Source organism: Streptomyces tendae (assembly GCF_008632955.1).
Classification (GTDB): domain Bacteria; phylum Actinomycetota; class Actinomycetes; order Streptomycetales; family Streptomycetaceae; genus Streptomyces.
Genome location: NZ_CP043959.1, coordinates 1,350,583 through 1,367,476, shown reverse-complemented (window position 1 = coordinate 1,367,476; position 16,894 = coordinate 1,350,583). Strand labels below are relative to the sequence as shown.

Here is a 16,894-nt window from a genome sequence, read left to right as displayed (position 1 = left end):
TCCTGACATGTACGCGTCGCAGGTGTCAGTCTTCCCTCGCTCGGCGCACCACCGGACGGCCCCCCAGCCGTCCGCACCCCCACTCACCCCCCGAGGAGCTTCGAGTGACTCCCCTCCACGCGCGTCGCCGTACCGCCCTGGCCGCCGCCACCGCCGTCGTGGCCGGTGCCCTGCTCACCACCGGCCTGGCCACCGGTGCCGCGACCGCCGACTCCGCCCCGGCCGGCAAGCCGGTCCTGGGCGGGGCCCCCGTGCTGCTGTCCGCCGCCGCCCGCACCTCCCTCATCCAGGAGCGGGAGGCGACGGCCACCGAAACCGCCGAGGCGATAGGCCTCGGCGCCAAGGAGAAGCTGATCGTCAAGGACGTCGTGCGGGACGTGGACGGCACCGTCCACACCCGCTACGAGCGCACCTACGACGGACTTCCCGTGCTCGGCGGCGACCTCGTCGTGCACGAGCCGGCCGGCGGCACCAGAACCGTCACCAAGGCCGTGAAGGCCGCCGTCAAGGTCTCCTCCGTGACGCCCGAGGTCACCGCGGGCAAGGCGAAGACGCAGGCGCTCGCCGCCGCCGAGGCCGCCGGGTCGGAGCGGGCCGAGGCCGGCTCCGCGCCCCGCAAGGTGGTCTGGGCCGCCCAGGGCACGCCCGTCCTCGCCTACGAGACCGTCGTCGGCGGCCTGCAGGCGGACGGCACCCCGAACGAGCTGCACGTGATCACCGACGCCACCACCGGCGAGAAGCTCCACGAGTGGCAGGGCGTGCACACCGGCACCGGCAAGGGCCTGTACTCGGGCACGGTCACCCTGGGCACCCACAAGTCCGGCTCGACGTACCAGCTGTACGACACCTCACGCGGCGGTCACAAGACGTACAACCTGGCGCGCGGCACCTCCGGCACCGGCACGCTGTTCACCGACGCGGACGACACCTGGGGCACCGGCACCGCCTCCAGCTCCTCCAGCGACCAGACCGCCGCCGTGGACGCCGCCTACGGCGCCCAGATCACGTGGGACTTCTACAAGAACACCTTCGGCCGCAACGGCATCAAGAACGACGGCAAGGCCGCCTACTCCCGCGTCCACTACGGCAGCAACTACGTCAACGCCTTCTGGCAGGACAGCTGCTTCTGCATGACCTACGGCGACGGCTCGGGCAACACCCATCCGCTGACCTCGCTGGACGTGGCGGGCCACGAGATGAGCCACGGCGTCACCTCCAACACCGCGGGCCTGCGCTACAGCGGCGAGTCCGGCGGCCTCAACGAGGCGACCAGCGACATCTTCGGCACGGGCGCGGAGTTCTACGCGGCCAACTCCTCCGACGCCGGTGACTACCTCATCGGCGAGAAGATCGACATCAACGGCAACGGCACGCCGCTGCGCCACATGGACAAGCCGAGCAAGGACGGCGCCTCCAAGGACTACTGGTCCTCCAGCCTCGGCTCGGTCGACGTGCACTACTCCTCGGGCCCGGCGAACCACTTCTTCTACCTGCTCGCCGAGGGCAGCGGCAGCAAGACCGTCAACGGCGTGAGCTACAACTCGCCGACGTACGACGGCTCCACGGTCACCGGCATCGGCCGCGCCAAGGCGCTGCAGATCTGGTACAAGGCACTGACCACGTACTTCACCTCGACGACCAACTACAAGGCGGCCCGTACGGGCACCCTGAACGCGGCGTCGGCGCTGTACGGCTCCAGCAGCACCGAGTACAAGGCCGTCGCGGCGGCCTGGAAGGCGATCAACGTCAGCTGACGCGTCGCGGCGGGCACACCGGGCGGCATCCTGAGCGCATCGCGCTCCGGGTGCCGCCCGGGCACGTGGGCCCACCACCTAGGCTTGTGTCCCATGTCTTCGGCGGACTTCACCTACGACCACGTCGGCGCGAGCCGCGATCCCGACTTCTGCCCTCCCGGGTTCCACCACCTCAGGGAGCGCACCCGGCTCGGCGAGGGGGAGAAGGTCTTCCGGCAGGCGGCGGAGGCGCTGCTCACCTGGGAGCTGCACCGGGAGATGGGGGTCGGCATCGACGCCTCCGCGGAGCGGGCGGCGCCGGACGTCGACGTCACCGTCACCCTTGCCGGAGTGGTGAAGGCGCCCTGCCGGGTGGTGTGGACGGTGGAGGAGCACCGCAGGGCGGGCTGGGCCTACGGCACGCTGGCCGGGCACCCCGAGTGCGGCGAGGAGGCGTTCGTCGTGCACCGCACGGGGGACGGGACGGTGTGGCTGACGGTCTCGGCGTTCAGCAAGGCGGCGCGGTGGTACAGCCGTGCGGGTGGGCCCGCTACGCGGCGGCTTCAGCAGGCGTATGCGCGCCACTGCGGCAAGACGCTCCGCCGCCTGGCCACCCACGGTGTCTCCGACACCTGACCTCCCCCGGGACGCAGGGGACTGTCCGGCGTCCCGGGGGAGGGCGATCGCGGCAGCCCCCGCCGCCTGCGGCCACCGGGGTGCCGGGCACTGTCGCACGCCGGGTGCGGGCCGGTGGGGGCCGGTCGCGCAGTTTCCCGCGCTCCTGAAGGGCGCGGCCCAGCCGCCGCCTGCGGGCAGTCGTGCCGCTGGGGCGGCACGGGTGGGCGCAGGCGGCACCCCGCAACGCCGAGCAGCGCAACGCCCCCAACGGCCACCGGGGTGCCAGGGACTGTCGCACGCCGGGTGCGGCCCGCCGGGGCCCGGTCGCGCAGTTCCCCGCGCCCCTGAAGGGCGCGGCCCAGCCGCCGCCTGCGGACAGTCGTGCCGCTGGGGCGGCACGGGTGGGCGCAGGCGGCACCCCGCAACGCCGAGCAGCGCAACGCCCCCAACGGCCACCGGCGTGCCAGGGACTGTCGCACGCCGGGTGCGGCCCGCCGGGGCCCGGTCGCGCAGTTCCCCGCGCCCCTGAAGGGCGCGGCCCAGCCGCCGCCTGCGGACAGTCGTGCCGCTGGGGCGGCACGGGTGGGCGCAGGCGGCACCCCGCAACGCCGAGCAGCGCAACGCCCCCAACGGCCACCGGCGTGCCAGGGACTGTCGCACGCCGGGTGCGGGCCGGTGGGGCCGGTCGCGCAGTTCCCGCGCCCCTGAAGGTGCGCGGCCCAGCCCCGGCCTGAGGGAGCGGGCGGCACCCGCACCCCCGCCCGGCCGGCGCGGCGTCACCGCATCAGTAAGCCCGCCGCCTCGGCGACGTCCTCCGGTGGCACCGCCACCAGCCCCAGCTCCGCGCCGGACGCCAGCATCCGATGGCTCGGCAGGATCCGCACCGTGTAGCCGAACGGCCCCGTCCGGTCCAGGGACAACGGGCCCTCGTACACCCACCCTCCCCCCGGCGCGGGCGCCCCCACCGGCTTCAGCGCCACGGCGGTCGCATCCGTGATGCGATCCTCCTCGTCCACCCGCCCGGACACCGCCTGCACCTCCACGTCCTCCGGCCGCAGGCTGCCGAGCCCCACCCGCACCCGCAGCGCGAGCGTGGTGCCGAGCTCCGCCGTGGCCATGGCCGTCGCGACGGACGTCTCCACGTGGTCGACGGTCACGCCCTGCCAGGCGCCCCGCACCGTCGCCTTCCACTCGGCGAGCTCCCGCGCCGCGTCCGGGCCCATCGCCCGGTGCGCGTGCGCGGCGGGCGTGTACAGCCGCTCGACGTACTCCCGCACCATGCGCCCCGCCAGCACCTTCGGCCCGAGCAGGCTCAGCGTCCGCCGCACCATCTCGATCCAGCGGTCCGGCAGCCCGCTGCGCCCGCGCTCGTAGAAGACGCGGGTCACCCGCTGCTCCAGCAGGTCGTACAGCGCCGCGGCCTCTATGTCGTCGCGCCGGTCCGGGTCGGTTCCGACGCCGTCCGCCGTGGGGATCGCCCAGCCGAAGTCGGGCTGGAACCACTCGTCCCACCAGCCGTCCAGCACGGACAGGTTGAGCCCGCCGTTGAGCGCGGACTTCATGCCGCTGGTGCCGCACGCCTCCAGCGGCCGCAGCGGGTTGTTCAGCCAGATGTCGCAGCCGGGGTACAGCTTCTGCGCCATGGCCATGCCGTAGTCGGGCAGGAAGACGATCCGGTGGCGGACCCGCGGGTCGTCGGCGAAGCGGACGAGCTCCTGGATGAGCCGCTTGCCGCCGTCGTCCGCCGGGTGCGCCTTGCCCGCGACGACGATCTGCACCGGCCGGTCGGGGTGCAGCAGCAGGTCCATCAGCCGGTCCCGGTCGCGCAGCATCAGCGTCAGCCGCTTGTACGACGGGACGCGCCGGGCGAAGCCGATGGTGAGCACGTCCGGGTCGAGCACGCCGTCGATCCAGCCCAGCTCGGCCGTCCCGGCGCCGCGCTGCCGCCAGGAGGCGCGCAGCCGCTCCCGCACCTCCAGCACCAGCAGTTCGCGCAGCGACCGGCGCAGCTCCCAGATGTCCTGGTCGGCGATGTCGGCGACGGAGTCCCAGCGGTCGGAGTCGCCGACGCTCAGCGCCTCCTCCGCGCGCTGGGTGCCGATCTGCCGGGCACCGAGCCGGTACACCTCGGGGGCGACCCAGGTGGGCGCGTGCACCCCGTTGGTCACGGAGGTGATCGGCACCTCCTCGGGGTCGAACCCGGGCCACAGCCCGGCGAACATCTCCCGGCTGACCTGGCCGTGCAGCAGGGAGACGCCGTTGGCCCGCTGGGCGAGGCGCAGGCCCATCACGGCCATGTTGAACAGGTTGGGCTCGCCGCCGGGGTAGGTCTCCATGCCCAGCCGCAGGATGCGGTCGACCTCCAGGTCGGGCAGTTCCGCGTGCGGGCCGAAGTGCCGGGCGACCAGTTCGCGGTCGAAGCGGTCGATGCCGGCCGGGACGGGGGTGTGCGTGGTGAACACGGTGCCGGCGCGGACCGCCTCCAGGGCCGCGTCGAAGTCCAGCCCCTCGGCGCGCAGCTCCGCCATACGTTCCAGGCCGAGGAACCCGGCGTGCCCCTCGTTGGTGTGGAACACCTCCGGTGCGGCGTGCCCGGTGAGCCGGCAGTACGTGCGCACCGCGCGGACTCCTCCTATGCCGAGGAGCATCTCCTGGAGCAGCCGGTGCTCGCTGCCGCCGCCGTAGAGCCGGTCGGTCACCCCGCGCTCGATGAGGTCGTTCTCCTCGATGTCGGAGTCCAGCAGGAGCAACGGGATCCTGCCCACCTGGGCCACCCAGATCCGGGCGCGCAGGGAGCGGTCGCCGGGCAGGGCGAGGGCGATCTGGGCGGGCGTGCCGTCGGCCTCCTTGAGCTGGTCCAGGGGCAGCTCGTGGGGGTCGAGGACGGGGTAGTGCTCCTGCTGCCAGCCGTCCCGGGACAGGGACTGACGGAAGTAGCCGTGCCGGTAGAGCAGGCCGACCCCGATGAGCGGGGCACCGAGGTCACTGGCGGCCTTGAGATGGTCGCCGGCCAGGATGCCGAGACCGCCCGAGTACTGCGGCAGGGCGGCGGTGATGCCGAACTCGGGGGAGAAGTAGGCGACGGCCGCCGGCAGCCGCTCGCTCCGCTGCTGGTACCAGCGGTCGCCGGTCATGTAGGTGTGCAGGTCGTCCGAGACCGCGGCGAGGCGGTCGAGGAAGTCACGGTCGCCGGCCAGCTCGGTGAGCCGCTCGGTCGACACGCTGCCGAGCAGGCGTACGGGGTCGCTGCCGGCCGCCGCCCAGCGTTCGGGGTCGACGGAGCGGAAGAGGTCACGGGTTCCGGTGTGCCAGGACCAGCGCAGATTGCGGGCCAGATCGCTCAGCGGCCGGAGGGGTTCGGGGAGCACGGGTCGGACGGTGAATCGACGGATAGCCTTCACAAAAGCCACCTCGGCGCGTTCGTGAGAGACGCGGTGTGCGTCCGGGTATCGCTGCCGACAGTACCGGCGCGGAGACGGTCCGCGGGGGAAGCCGGGAGACACGGGTACCTCGCCGGCCGTGTCCAAACGATTCACCGCACAGTGGACATGGCCGATTCCGCTCCTATGTGCGGCCTTGTCGTACTTCACCCGGCGCGACGCGCCGCCGCTCCGTGACGCCTGTCCTGCCGTGCGCCCCGGGCCGGCCGCCGGACGGGGCAAAGAACCGGCCGTTTCCGTCCGCCGGCCCGCCCGCGCCCCGGCCACCCTGGGACTGCGCGCCCCCTCGGATCCCTCCCGTCCCACTCTGCTCACCGGTCACGCGCGGCCGTACGGGGACGGCGCGGGCGTGTCGCCGTGCCCCGGTCCGGTCTGGCCGCCGAAACTCCGGGAGTGGACGCGGAAGACGCAGGTCACAGGTGTGACGGGCGGAGAGGTGAGGGTGCGCGGAACCCGTCCGCCGCGGGACCCGCGTGCGCGGGGCGCCGGCAACGCTCCAAGGCGCCCGCCACCCTCGCCGACCGGTGGGAACGAACCCATCGTGGGCGTGCTCCGGACCGGCCGCGCGCCGGGCGGCCCCGGCCGGTCTTGTGTGTCGACATACGCGTGAGTAGTTAACAAAGGGCCGGATTGCCCACCCGAACAGTGTGGGAAGGCTCCTGCGGGTACACCCCACTGAGACCCCGCAGGACCCACCTCCCCACAGTCATCCGCCCACCCTCGTTGACGCGGACAGGAGCGGTCATGCCCGCCAAGCACCACTCGTCATCCCCCCCGACGCCCGCAGCCCCGGCACCCGCGCGCCCCGGCGCCGCGCCCCGCCCGACCGCACCACCGGAACGGGCCACCCCGCCCGCCACGACCCGCCCGCCGCGACCGCGCCCGCCAAGGCCTCGCCCGTACCGCCGGCAGCTCCGGCACCTCCCCGGACGTCCGTGGGACGCATCCCGGTGCTGGACGTGCGCCCACTGGTGCGGCAAGGGCTCAGGCCCGCGAAGGCCGTCGTGGGCGAATCGTTCGAGGTGACGGCGACCGTGTTCCGGGAGGGGCACGACGCGGTGGCGGCGAACGTGGTGCTGAGGGATCCGGAGGGGCGCCCTGGCCCGTTCACGCCGATGCGGGAGCTGGCTCCCGGCACGGACCGGTGGGGGGCGACCGTCACCCCGACGGAGACGGGCCTGTGGACGTACGCGGTGGAGGCGTGGAGCGACCCGGTCGGCACCTGGCGGCACCACGCGCAGATCAAGATCCCGGCGGGCCTGGACACCGAGGTCGTCCTCGAGGAAGGCGCCCGGCTGCACGAGCGGGCGGCGGGGCAGGTGCCCGCGACCGAGGACCGGGAGGTGCTGCGCGGGGCCGTGGACGCTCTGCGCGACACGGCCCGTCCGGCGGCGGCCCGTCTTGCGGCGGCGTTGACGCCGGAGGTGGCGGCGGTGCTGGCCCGGCACCCGCTGCGCGAGCTGGTCACCAGCAGCGACCCGCTCCCCCTGCTCGTCGAACGCGAACGCGCCCTCTTCGGCTCCTGGTACGAGTTCTTCCCCCGCTCCGAAGGCACCCCCGAGCAGCCGCACGGCACCTTCGAGACGGCCGCCCGCCGGCTGCCCGCGATCGCCGCGATGGGCTTCGACGTCGTCTACCTCCCGCCGATCCACCCGATCGGCACGACGTTCCGCAAGGGCCCCAACAACAGCCTCGACGCCGGCCCCGACGACGTCGGTGTGCCCTGGGCGATCGGCTCCCCCGAGGGCGGCCACGACGCCGTGCACCCGCGGCTGGGCACGCTGGAGGACTTCACCCGCTTCGTCACCCGCGCCCGCGACCTCGGCATGGAGGTCGCCCTGGACTTCGCGCTGCAGTGCTCCCCCGACCACCCCTGGGTGCACAAGCACCCCGAGTGGTTCCACCACCGCCCCGACGGCTCCATCGCCTACGCCGAGAACCCGCCGAAGAAGTACCAGGACATCTACCCCGTCGCCTTCGACGCCGACATGGACGGGCTGGTCGCCGAGACCTGCCGGGTGCTGCGGCACTGGATGGACGCGGGCGTGCGGATCTTCCGGGTGGACAACCCGCACACCAAGCCGGTGGTGTTCTGGGAGCGGGTGATCGGGGAGATCAACCGCACCGACCCGACGTCATCTTCCTGGCGGAGGCCTTCACCCGCCCGGCGATGATGCACACCCTGGCCCAGATCGGCTTCCAGCAGTCGTACACGTACTTCACCTGGCGCACCACCAAGCAGGAACTGACGGAGTACCTGACCGAACTGTCGGGGGACGCCGCCTCCTACATGCGGCCCAACTTCTTCGCCAACACCCCCGACATCCTGCACGCCTACCTCCAGCACGGCGGCCGGCCCGCCTTCGAGGTCCGCGCCGTCCTCGCGGCCACCCTCTCCCCCGCCTGGGGCGTCTACAGCGGCTACGAACTGTGTGAGAACACCCCGCTGCGCGAGGGCAGCGAGGAATACCTCGACAGCGAGAAGTACCAGCTCAAACCCCGCGACTGGGACGCGGCCGCCCGCGAGGGCCGTACCATCGCCCCCCTCCTCACCCGGCTCAACACCCTCCGCCGGGAGAACCCGGCCCTGCGGCAACTGCGCGACATCCACTTCCACCAGGCGGACAAGGAGGAGGTCATCGCGTACTCGAAGCGCCGGGGCGACAACACGGTCCTGGTGGTCGCCAACCTCGACACCTCGCACACCCAGGAGGCCACGGTCTCGTTGGACATGCCGCAACTCGGCCTGGAGTGGCACGAGTCGGTGCCGGTGCGCGACGAGCTCACCGGCGAGACCTATCGATGGGGCAGTGCCAACTATGTGCGTCTCGGCCCGGGCGGGGCACATGTACTCGTCGTCGGCGGGGGGTCCGAGGAGGAGCCTCCCGGGACGCACAGCACGGTTCTGCGACCGTCCACCCCGCAGATCGGAGGGTCATCCGCCACATGAGCGTCAACGAACCCGTCCCGGACACCTTCGAGGACACCCCCGCCAAGGACCGGGACCCCGACTGGTTCAAACGCGCCGTCTTCTACGAGGTCCTCGTCCGCTCCTTCCAGGACAGCAACGGCGACGGCGTCGGTGACCTGAAAGGCCTGACCGCCAAGCTGGACTACCTGCAGTGGCTGGGCGTCGACTGCCTGTGGCTGCCGCCCTTCTTCAAGTCGCCGCTGCGCGACGGCGGTTACGACGTCGCCGACTACACCGCCGTCCTGCCGGAGTTCGGTGACCTCGCCGACTTCGTCGAGTTCGTCGACTCCGCCCATCAGCGCGGCATGCGCGTGATCATCGACTTCGTCATGAACCACACCAGCGACCAGCACCCGTGGTTCCAGGAGTCGAGGCGGGACCCCGACGGGCCGTACGGCGACTACTACGTGTGGGCCGACGACGACAAGCAGTTCCAGGACGCCCGGATCATCTTCGTCGACACCGAGGCGTCGAACTGGACGTACGACCCGGTACGCAAGCAGTACTACTGGCACCGCTTCTTCTCGCACCAGCCGGACCTCAACTACGAGAACCCGGCGGTGCAGGAGGAGATGATCTCCGCACTGAAGTTCTGGCTGGACCTCGGGATCGACGGGTTCCGGCTGGACGCGGTGCCGTACCTGTACCAGGAGGAGGGGACGAACTGCGAGAACCTCCCGGCGACGCACGCGTTCCTCAAGCGGGTCCGCAAGGAGATCGACACCCAGTACCCGGACACGGTCCTCCTCGCCGAGGCCAACCAGTGGCCCGAGGACGTGGTCGACTACTTCGGCGACTACGCCGCCGGCGGCGACGAATGCCACATGGCCTTCCACTTCCCCGTCATGCCCCGCATCTTCATGGCCGTCCGCCGCGAGTCCCGCTACCCCGTCTCCGAGATCCTCGCCAAGACCCCCGCCATCCCGTCGAACTGCCAGTGGGGCATCTTCCTGCGCAACCACGACGAGCTGACCCTGGAGATGGTCACCGACGAGGAACGCGACTACATGTGGGCCGAGTACGCGAAAGACCCCCGCATGCGCGCCAACATCGGCATCCGCCGCCGCCTCGCCCCGCTCCTCGACAACGACCGCAACCAGATCGAACTCTTCACCGCCCTGCTGCTGTCCCTGCCCGGCTCGCCGATCATCTACTACGGCGACGAGATCGGCATGGGCGACAACATCTGGCTCGGCGACCGCGACGCCGTCCGCACCCCCATGCAGTGGACCCCGGACCGCAACGCCGGCTTCTCCTCCTCCGACCCCGGCCGCCTCTACCTGCCCACGATCATGGACCCGGTCTACGGCTACCAGGTCACCAACGTCGAAGCCTCCATGGCCTCACCGTCGTCGTTGCTGCACTGGACCCGGCGCATGATCGAGATCCGCAAGCAGAACAAGGCGTTCGGCCTCGGCTCCTACACCGAACTGCCCTCCTCCAACCCCGCCGTCCTCGCCTTCCTCCGCGAGTACGAGGACGACCTCGTCCTCTGCGTCAACAACTTCTCGCGCTTCGCACAGCCCACCGAGCTGGATCTCAGTGCCTTCGAGGGCCGGCACCCGGTGGAGCTGTTCGGCGGGGTGCGTTTCCCGGCCGTGGGCGAACTGCCGTACCTGATGACCCTCGGGGGCCACGGCTTCTACTGGTTCCGGCTCCGCAAGGACGCCGCCTAGAACCCCGGGCGGGGCGGTTTCCCCCGCCCCGCCCGGGGCACGCATGAGTAACACCCCGCCCACCGGCGGCGCCCCGTGGCGCGCCGACAGAGGGGAAAGGACGCGACGCCATGTCGGAAGCCGTCACACGCACTGTCACGACCCCGCCCGGCCTCCTTGCGTCACTGGATCCACTGTTGCGGGAATGGCTGCCGAGACAGCGCTGGTTCGCGGGCAAGGGGCGCCCGGTCACCGGGTTCGGCCTGGTCGCGGCCACCGAGCTGCTGCCGCCCACCGCCAAGCTGGGCCTCTACCACCTGCTGGTGCGCGCCCACCAGCCGCTCCAGCCCGGGCACGGCGGCCAGGAGCAGCCCGGTGACTGCTACCAGCTGTTCATAGCCGTGCGCGAGGCGCTGCCGCCCCGGCTGGCGCCCGCGCTGATCGGTCATGTGACGCGGGGCCCCCTGGCCGGACGTACGGTCTACGAGGCTCTGCACGACACCCGGCCCGCCGACCTGCTCCTGGAGGCCCTGCGCACCCAGGCCCGGATCGGCGGGCTTCGTTTCGAGCGGGACCCGGGCCAGGAGGTCCGGCCCGGGCTGGTGCCGCGCCTGATGACCGTCGAGCAGTCGAACTCGTCGGTCGTCTACGGGGACACCTTCGTCCTGAAGCTGCTGCGCCGGGTGGTGCCCGGCGTCAACCCGGACCTGGAGCTGCCGCTGGCGCTGGCCCGCGAGGGCTGCCCCCGGGTGCCCCCGCCCACGGCGTGGATGGTCGCCGACGCCGAGGACACCGCCGGTCCCCCGCACGCCGCCGAGCCGTACGTGCTGGGCGTGCTGCAGCCCTTCGTGCAGGGCGCCACGGACGGCTGGGAGCTGGCGCTGCGGGAGCTGGCCAAGGGGGAGGACTTCGTCGCCGAGGCCCGGGCCCTCGGGCGGGCCACCGCCGAGGTGCACACCGCGCTGGCGCGTGCGCTGCCGACGGTCACCCTGGGCCACGCCCAGCTGCGCACCCTGGTCGACGGCATGACCGAGCGGCTGGAGGCGGCCGTGCACGCGGTGCCGGCGTTGCGGCCGTACGCGGACGGGCTGTGCTCCGCGTACACGGCGCTGGACGACCTGGCCTCCGAGGGCCGTACCTGGACCGCCCAGCGGGTGCACGGCGACCTGCACCTCGGGCAGTGCCTGCGCTCCCCGGCCGGCACCTGGTCGCTGATCGACTTCGAGGGGGAGCCGGCCCGGCCGCTGGCCGAGCGCCGCATGCCGCAGCCGGTGGTGCGGGACGTGGCCGGCATGCTGCGGTCCTTCGACTACGCGGCGCGTTCCGTGGACCCGCCGCAGCCGGACTGGGCCACGCACTGCCGGGCCGCGTACTGCGCCGGTTACGCCGAGGCCGCGGGCCGCGACCCGCGCACCGAGCCGGTGCTGCTGCGCGCGTACGAGACCGACAAGGCGGTCTACGAGGCGGTGTACGAGGCCCGGCACCGCCCCGACTGGCTGCCCGTGCCGCTGGCCGCCCTGCGCCGGCTGGCGTCGTCCGACCCGACCTGACCCACCCGACCCGCGTCCAGGAGGCTTCGCCCGTGACCCCCCGCCCCGAGTCCAGCGGTTCGCATCCGGAGCAGCCGGCCGATCAGCGGCGCACCGAGCCGCCGACGCCCGCGCGGAAGAAGACGGCCGCGAAGAAACAGCCCGCGACGGCCGCGGCGAAGAAGTCCGCCGCGCGGAAGACGCCCGCGAAGAAGACGGCCGCCGCCGCGGCGCAGAGCGCCCCGGCGGCCAAGGCCACGGTCCAGAAGGCGGCCGCGAAGAAGACGGCCAGGAAGACGGCCAAGAAGGCGGTCGGCAAGGCGCCGGCCGATAAGCAGCCGCCTGCCGGGACGGCCGCCGGAAGCCGGGTGAGGGACACCGCGCGGACGGCACCGGCACCCGTGGAGGAAGCGGCCGGGCAGCTCGCGCCGCCGGAGGCGGAGATCGCCGTGTCGCCCGCCGTGGACGCCGGTGACCGGGAGCGGCTGTTGGACGGGTGGCACCACGCCCCGCACTCCGTGCTGGGCGCGCACCCGGTCCCCGGCGGGGTGGCCTTCCGGGCGTTGCGGCCGTACGCGCGGGCGGTGACCGTCGTCTCCGGCGGCATGTCCGTCGCTCTGCACGACGACGGCGACGGATTCTTCTCGGGGCTGCTGCCGCTGCGCGAGGTCCCGGCGTACCGGCTGCTCGTCACGTATGAAGAGGCGGAGCTGGACACCGAGGACGCCTACCGCTTCCTGCCCACGCTGGGCGAGCTGGACCTGCACCTGATCGGTGAGGGCCGGCACGAGGAGCTGTGGACGGTGCTGGGCGCGCACCCGATGACGCACCAGGGCGTGGCCGGCACCCGGTTCTCGGTGTGGGCGCCGAACGCCCGCGGGGTGCGGGTGGCGGGCTCCTTCAACTTCTGGGACGGCACCGCCTTCCCCATGCGGTCGCTGGGCTCGACCGGGGTCTGGGAGCTGTTCGTGCCGGGGATCGGCGAGGGCGAGCTGTACAAGTTCGAGATCACCCGCCCCGACGGGTCGAAGACCCTGCGCGCCGACCCGATGGCGCGCCGTACCGAGGTGCCCCCGGCCACCTCGTCGATCGTGACGTCCTCGCATTACGAGTGGGGCGACTCGCAATGGCTGGAGCGGCGGGCGGAGCTGCCCGCGCACCGGGCGCCGTTCTCCGTGTACGAGGTGCACCTGGCCTCCTGGCGTCCGGGCCTCACCTACCGGCAGCTCGCCGAGCAGCTCCCCGCCTACGTCAAGGACCTCGGGTTCACGCACGTGGAGCTGATGCCGGTCGCCGAGCATCCCTTCGGCGGGTCCTGGGGCTACCAGGTCACCGGCTTCTACGCGCCCACGGCCCGGCTCGGCACCCCCGACGACTTCAAATACCTGGTGGACGCGCTGCACCGGGCGGGCATCGGCGTGATCATGGACTGGGTGCCCGCGCACTTCCCGCGCGACGAGTGGGCGCTGGCCGAGTTCGACGGCCGCCCGCTGTACGAGCACTCCGACCCGCTGCGTGCCGCGCACCCCGACTGGGGCACCCTGGAGTTCGACTTCGGGCGGCGCGAGGTGCGCAACTTCCTGGTGGCCAACGCCCTGTACTGGTGCGAGGAGTTCCACATCGACGGGCTGCGGGTCGACGCCGTCGCCTCGATGCTCTACCTCGACTACTCGCGCGAGCCCGGCGAATGGACGCCGAACGAGCACGGCGGCCGGGAGAACCTGGACGCGGTGGCCTTCCTGCAGGAGATGAACGCGACCGTGTACCGCAGGGTGCCCGGGGTCGTGACGATCGCCGAGGAGTCCACCGCCTGGGACGGCGTCACCCGGGCCACCCACCACCGCGGCCCCAGCGGCTTCGGCGGGCTCGGCTTCGGCCTGAAGTGGAACATGGGCTGGATGCACGACTCGCTGCAGTACATGAGCCACGAGCCGGTGCACCGCGCGTACCACCACGGCGAGATGACCTTCTCGATGGTGTACGCCTACAGCGAGAACTACGTGCTGCCGATCTCCCACGACGAGGTGGTGCACGGCAAGGGGTCCCTGGTGTCGAAGATGCCGGGCGACTGGTGGCGCCGGCGCGCCGACCTGCGCGCCTACCTCGGCTACATGTGGGCCCACCCGGGCAAACAGCTCCTCTTCATGGGCCAGGAGTTCGCCCAGGGCGCGGAGTGGTCGGAGGCGCACGGCCCGGACTGGTGGCTGCTGGACCCGCACTACGGCGCGGAGGCCGACCACCGCGGGGTGCGCGACCTGGTGCGTGACCTGAACACCGTCTACCGCTCCACCCCGGCGCTGTGGCAGTACGACACCGAGCCGTCCGGCTTCCGCTGGGTGACCGGGGACGCCGCCGACGACAACGTGTTCGCGTTCCTGCGGTACGACGCCGACGGCTCCCCGCTGCTCGCGGTGTGCCACTTCGCTCCGGTGGTCCGGCACGACTACCGGATCGGGGTCCCGGACGACGTGCCCGCCTGGCACGAGGTCCTGAACACCGACCAGGCCCGCTACGGCGGCGGTGGCGTCACCAACCCGGACCCGGTCAAGCCGGAGCCGCAGGGGTGGCACGGCCGGCCGGCGAGCATCCGGCTGACCCTGCCGCCCCTGGCCACGGTGTGGCTGCGCCCGGCCTGACAAGGGCCGTGGCTTTCACGCCAGTGCGTTCGCCAGCGGCTCCGGGAGCGGCTCGGTGTGCAGCACGCCGAGCCGCTGGGTGGCGCGGGTGAGCGCCACGTACAGGTCGCTGGTGCCGTAGCGGCCCGGTTCGACCACCAGCACCGAGTCGAACTCCAGCCCCTTGGCCTGGCGTGGTTCCAGCAGCACCACCTGGTGGGTGAGGTCCGGCTCGGCACCGGCGGTCACCCCGTCCAGCCGGGCGGCCAGGGCGCGGTGCAGCTCGCGCGGGGCGACGACCGCGAGGCGGCCCTCCTCGGGGGTGAGCTCCGCGACCGCCTCGGCGGTGGCGCCGGGCAGGTCGTCGGTGGCGCGGGCCCACGGCCGTACCCCGGTGGCGCGCACCGAGCTGGGCGGCTCGAAGCCGGGGTGCTCGGCGCGCACCATGGCGGCGGCGACGTCCATGATCTCCGCGGGGGTGCGGTAGTTGACGCCGAGCCGGTGGTGGTCCCAGCGGTCCTCGACGTACGGGGTCAGGATGCCCTCCCAGGAGCCGACGCCGCCCGCCTCCGAGGTCTGCGCCGGGTCGCCGACGAGGGTCATCGACCGGGTGGGGCTGCGCCGCATGAGCAGCCGCCACGCCATCGGGCTGAGTTCCTGCGCCTCGTCCACGATGATGTGCCCGAAGGCCCAGGTGCGGTCGGCGGCGGCGCGTTCGGCGGCGCTGCGGTGGTCCTCCTCCTCGTGCCGCTCGGCGAAGCGCTCGGCGTCGATGATGTCGTGCGCGGAGAGCACCTCGGAGGACTCCGGGTCGTCGTCCTCCTTGTCCTCGAACTCGAAGGTCCGCGAGGCGTACGAGACGTCCAGCACGCCCTGCGCGTAGGCGATCTGCCGCTGCCGCTCCTGTTCGGCCCGCTCGCGGGCCGAACGGTCGTCCTCGCCGAGCAGTTCGGCGGCCTCGTCGAGGAGCGGCACGTCGGAGACGGTCCAGTGCCGGGTGACCGGGCGGCGGATCGCGGCGGCGTCCTCGTCGGACAGGTAGCCCTCCGGGGCGGCGAGGAAGTCCGCGACCAGGCGCTGCGGGGTGACCCTCGGCCACAGCTGGTCGATCGCGGACCACACCTCGGGGTTCTCGGCGAGTTCGTCGCGGATCTGGGTGACGTCGCTCGGGTCGAGCAGGTTGGACCCGTCGTACGGGTCGGTGCCGATGCGCTCGGCGAGCATGTCGGTGAGGGTGTTGAGGATGTACCCCTCGAAGTACTCGCGGGCCACGTTGTGCGGCAGTTTCGCGGCGCGGGTGCGTTCCCGGGCGACGTTCACCAGGCCGTCGTCGAGCATCAGGATCTCGCGGTCGTGCTCGATCGCGATGACCGGGTCGGGCAGCGTCTGCCGGTCGCGTACGGCCTCGGCGAGCACGTCGGCCATCTCCGCCCGTCCCTTGACGGCGGCGGCCTCCGGGGTGTCGGTGCGGGTGGTGCGCACCCCGGGGAAGAGCTCGCCGACGGTCGCGAGCAGCACCCCGGTCTCGCCGAGGCTCGGCAGCACCTCGCCGATGTAGCCGAGGAACGCCGGGTTGGGGCCGACGATCAGGACGGCGCGGCGGGCCAGCAGCTCGCGGTGCTCGTACAGCAGGAAAGCGGCGCGGTGCAGGGCGACGGCGGTCTTGCCGGTGCCGGGGCCGCCCTCGACCACCATGACACCCCGGTGCGGGGCGCGGATGATCCGGTCCTGGTCGGCCTGGATGGTGCGCACGATGTCGCCCATGCGGCCGGTGCGCGCGGAGTTCAGCGCGGCGAGCAGCACGGCGTCGCCGGTGGGGTCCTCGTGCCCGGTGCGGGTGTCGTCGCCGAGGTCGAGGATCTCGTCGTGCAGGCCGGTGACCCGGCGGCCCTCGGTGGCGATGTGCCGGCGGCGCCGCAGCCCCATCGGGGTGTGGCCGGTGGCCAGGTAGAACGGGCGGGCGACACCGGCCCGCCAGTCGATGAGGACCGGGGTGCGTTCGGCGTCGTCGGCGCGCAGGCCGATGCGGCCGATGTGGTGGGTCTGCCCGGAGGTGAGGTCGATCCGGCCGAAGCAGAGGGAACCGTCCACCGCGTTGAGCGCGGCGAGCAGCCCGGAGCGCTCGGCGACCAGGATGTCCCGTTCCAGCCTGGCCTGCCGGGGGGTGTGCCCCTGGGCGAGGGCGTCCGCCACACCGGCCTCGGCGTCACCGCGCAGGAGGTCCACCTGTGCGTACAGTCCGTCGATGAATTCCTGTTCCTGCCGCAATTCATCGTCCGGAAATTCGGTGTTTGACAATTCCACTCCCGCCCGGATATACTGTGCTCACTGAA

General features: G+C 72.6%; 7 protein-coding genes and 1 pseudogene. 6 read left to right on the top strand and 2 right to left on the bottom strand.

Annotated elements, in window-relative coordinates; genetic code table 11:
• Positions 1–104: 104 nt before the first annotated feature.
• Complete coding sequence (locus tag F3L20_RS06475) at positions 105–1,754, top strand: M4 family metallopeptidase (RefSeq protein ID WP_150152980.1); 1,650 nt, start codon at positions 105–107, stop codon at positions 1,752–1,754.
• A 93-nt stretch (positions 1,755–1,847) separates the two neighbouring features.
• Positions 1,848–2,369, top strand: coding sequence for a DUF1990 domain-containing protein (locus F3L20_RS06470; protein WP_145830161.1), 522 nt, complete (start codon positions 1,848–1,850; stop codon positions 2,367–2,369).
• Between the two features lie 758 nt (positions 2,370–3,127).
• On the opposite strand, the gene F3L20_RS06465 is transcribed toward F3L20_RS06470, so the two are convergent.
• Positions 3,128–5,752: a glycosyltransferase family 1 protein gene (locus F3L20_RS06465; RefSeq protein ID WP_150152978.1), complete on the bottom strand. Its 2,625-nt coding sequence runs from the start codon at positions 5,750–5,752 to the stop codon at positions 3,128–3,130.
• 783 nt (positions 5,753–6,535) lie between these two features.
• On the opposite strand from F3L20_RS06465, the pseudogene F3L20_RS06460 reads away from it, so the two are divergent.
• From F3L20_RS06460 to glgB, 4 genes and pseudogenes are all read left to right on the top strand, one after another.
• Positions 6,536–8,741: pseudogene (locus F3L20_RS06460) on the top strand (maltotransferase domain-containing protein).
• The gene (gene treS / locus F3L20_RS06455) at positions 8,738–10,438 is read left to right on the top strand and encodes a maltose alpha-D-glucosyltransferase (protein ID WP_145827431.1); all 1,701 of its coding nucleotides are present in this window, start codon (positions 8,738–8,740) and stop codon (positions 10,436–10,438) included. Before F3L20_RS06460 ends, treS begins: the two are co-directional and overlap by 4 nt.
• Positions 10,439–10,548: 110 nt before the next feature.
• On the top strand, positions 10,549–11,967 hold the full coding sequence (locus F3L20_RS06450) for a maltokinase N-terminal cap-like domain-containing protein (RefSeq protein WP_150152976.1): 1,419 nt from the start codon (positions 10,549–10,551) through the stop codon (positions 11,965–11,967).
• Positions 11,968–11,999: 32 nt separating this feature from the next.
• Complete coding sequence (gene glgB / locus F3L20_RS06445; protein WP_150152974.1) at positions 12,000–14,582, top strand: 1,4-alpha-glucan branching enzyme; 2,583 nt, start codon at positions 12,000–12,002, stop codon at positions 14,580–14,582.
• A gap of 15 nt (positions 14,583–14,597) precedes the next feature.
• On the opposite strand, the gene F3L20_RS06440 is transcribed toward glgB, so the two are convergent.
• Entirely contained in the window at positions 14,598–16,829 is a 2,232-nt protein-coding gene (locus F3L20_RS06440) for a HelD family protein (RefSeq protein WP_206338862.1), read from the bottom strand.
• Between the last annotated feature and the right edge of the window lie 65 nt (positions 16,830–16,894).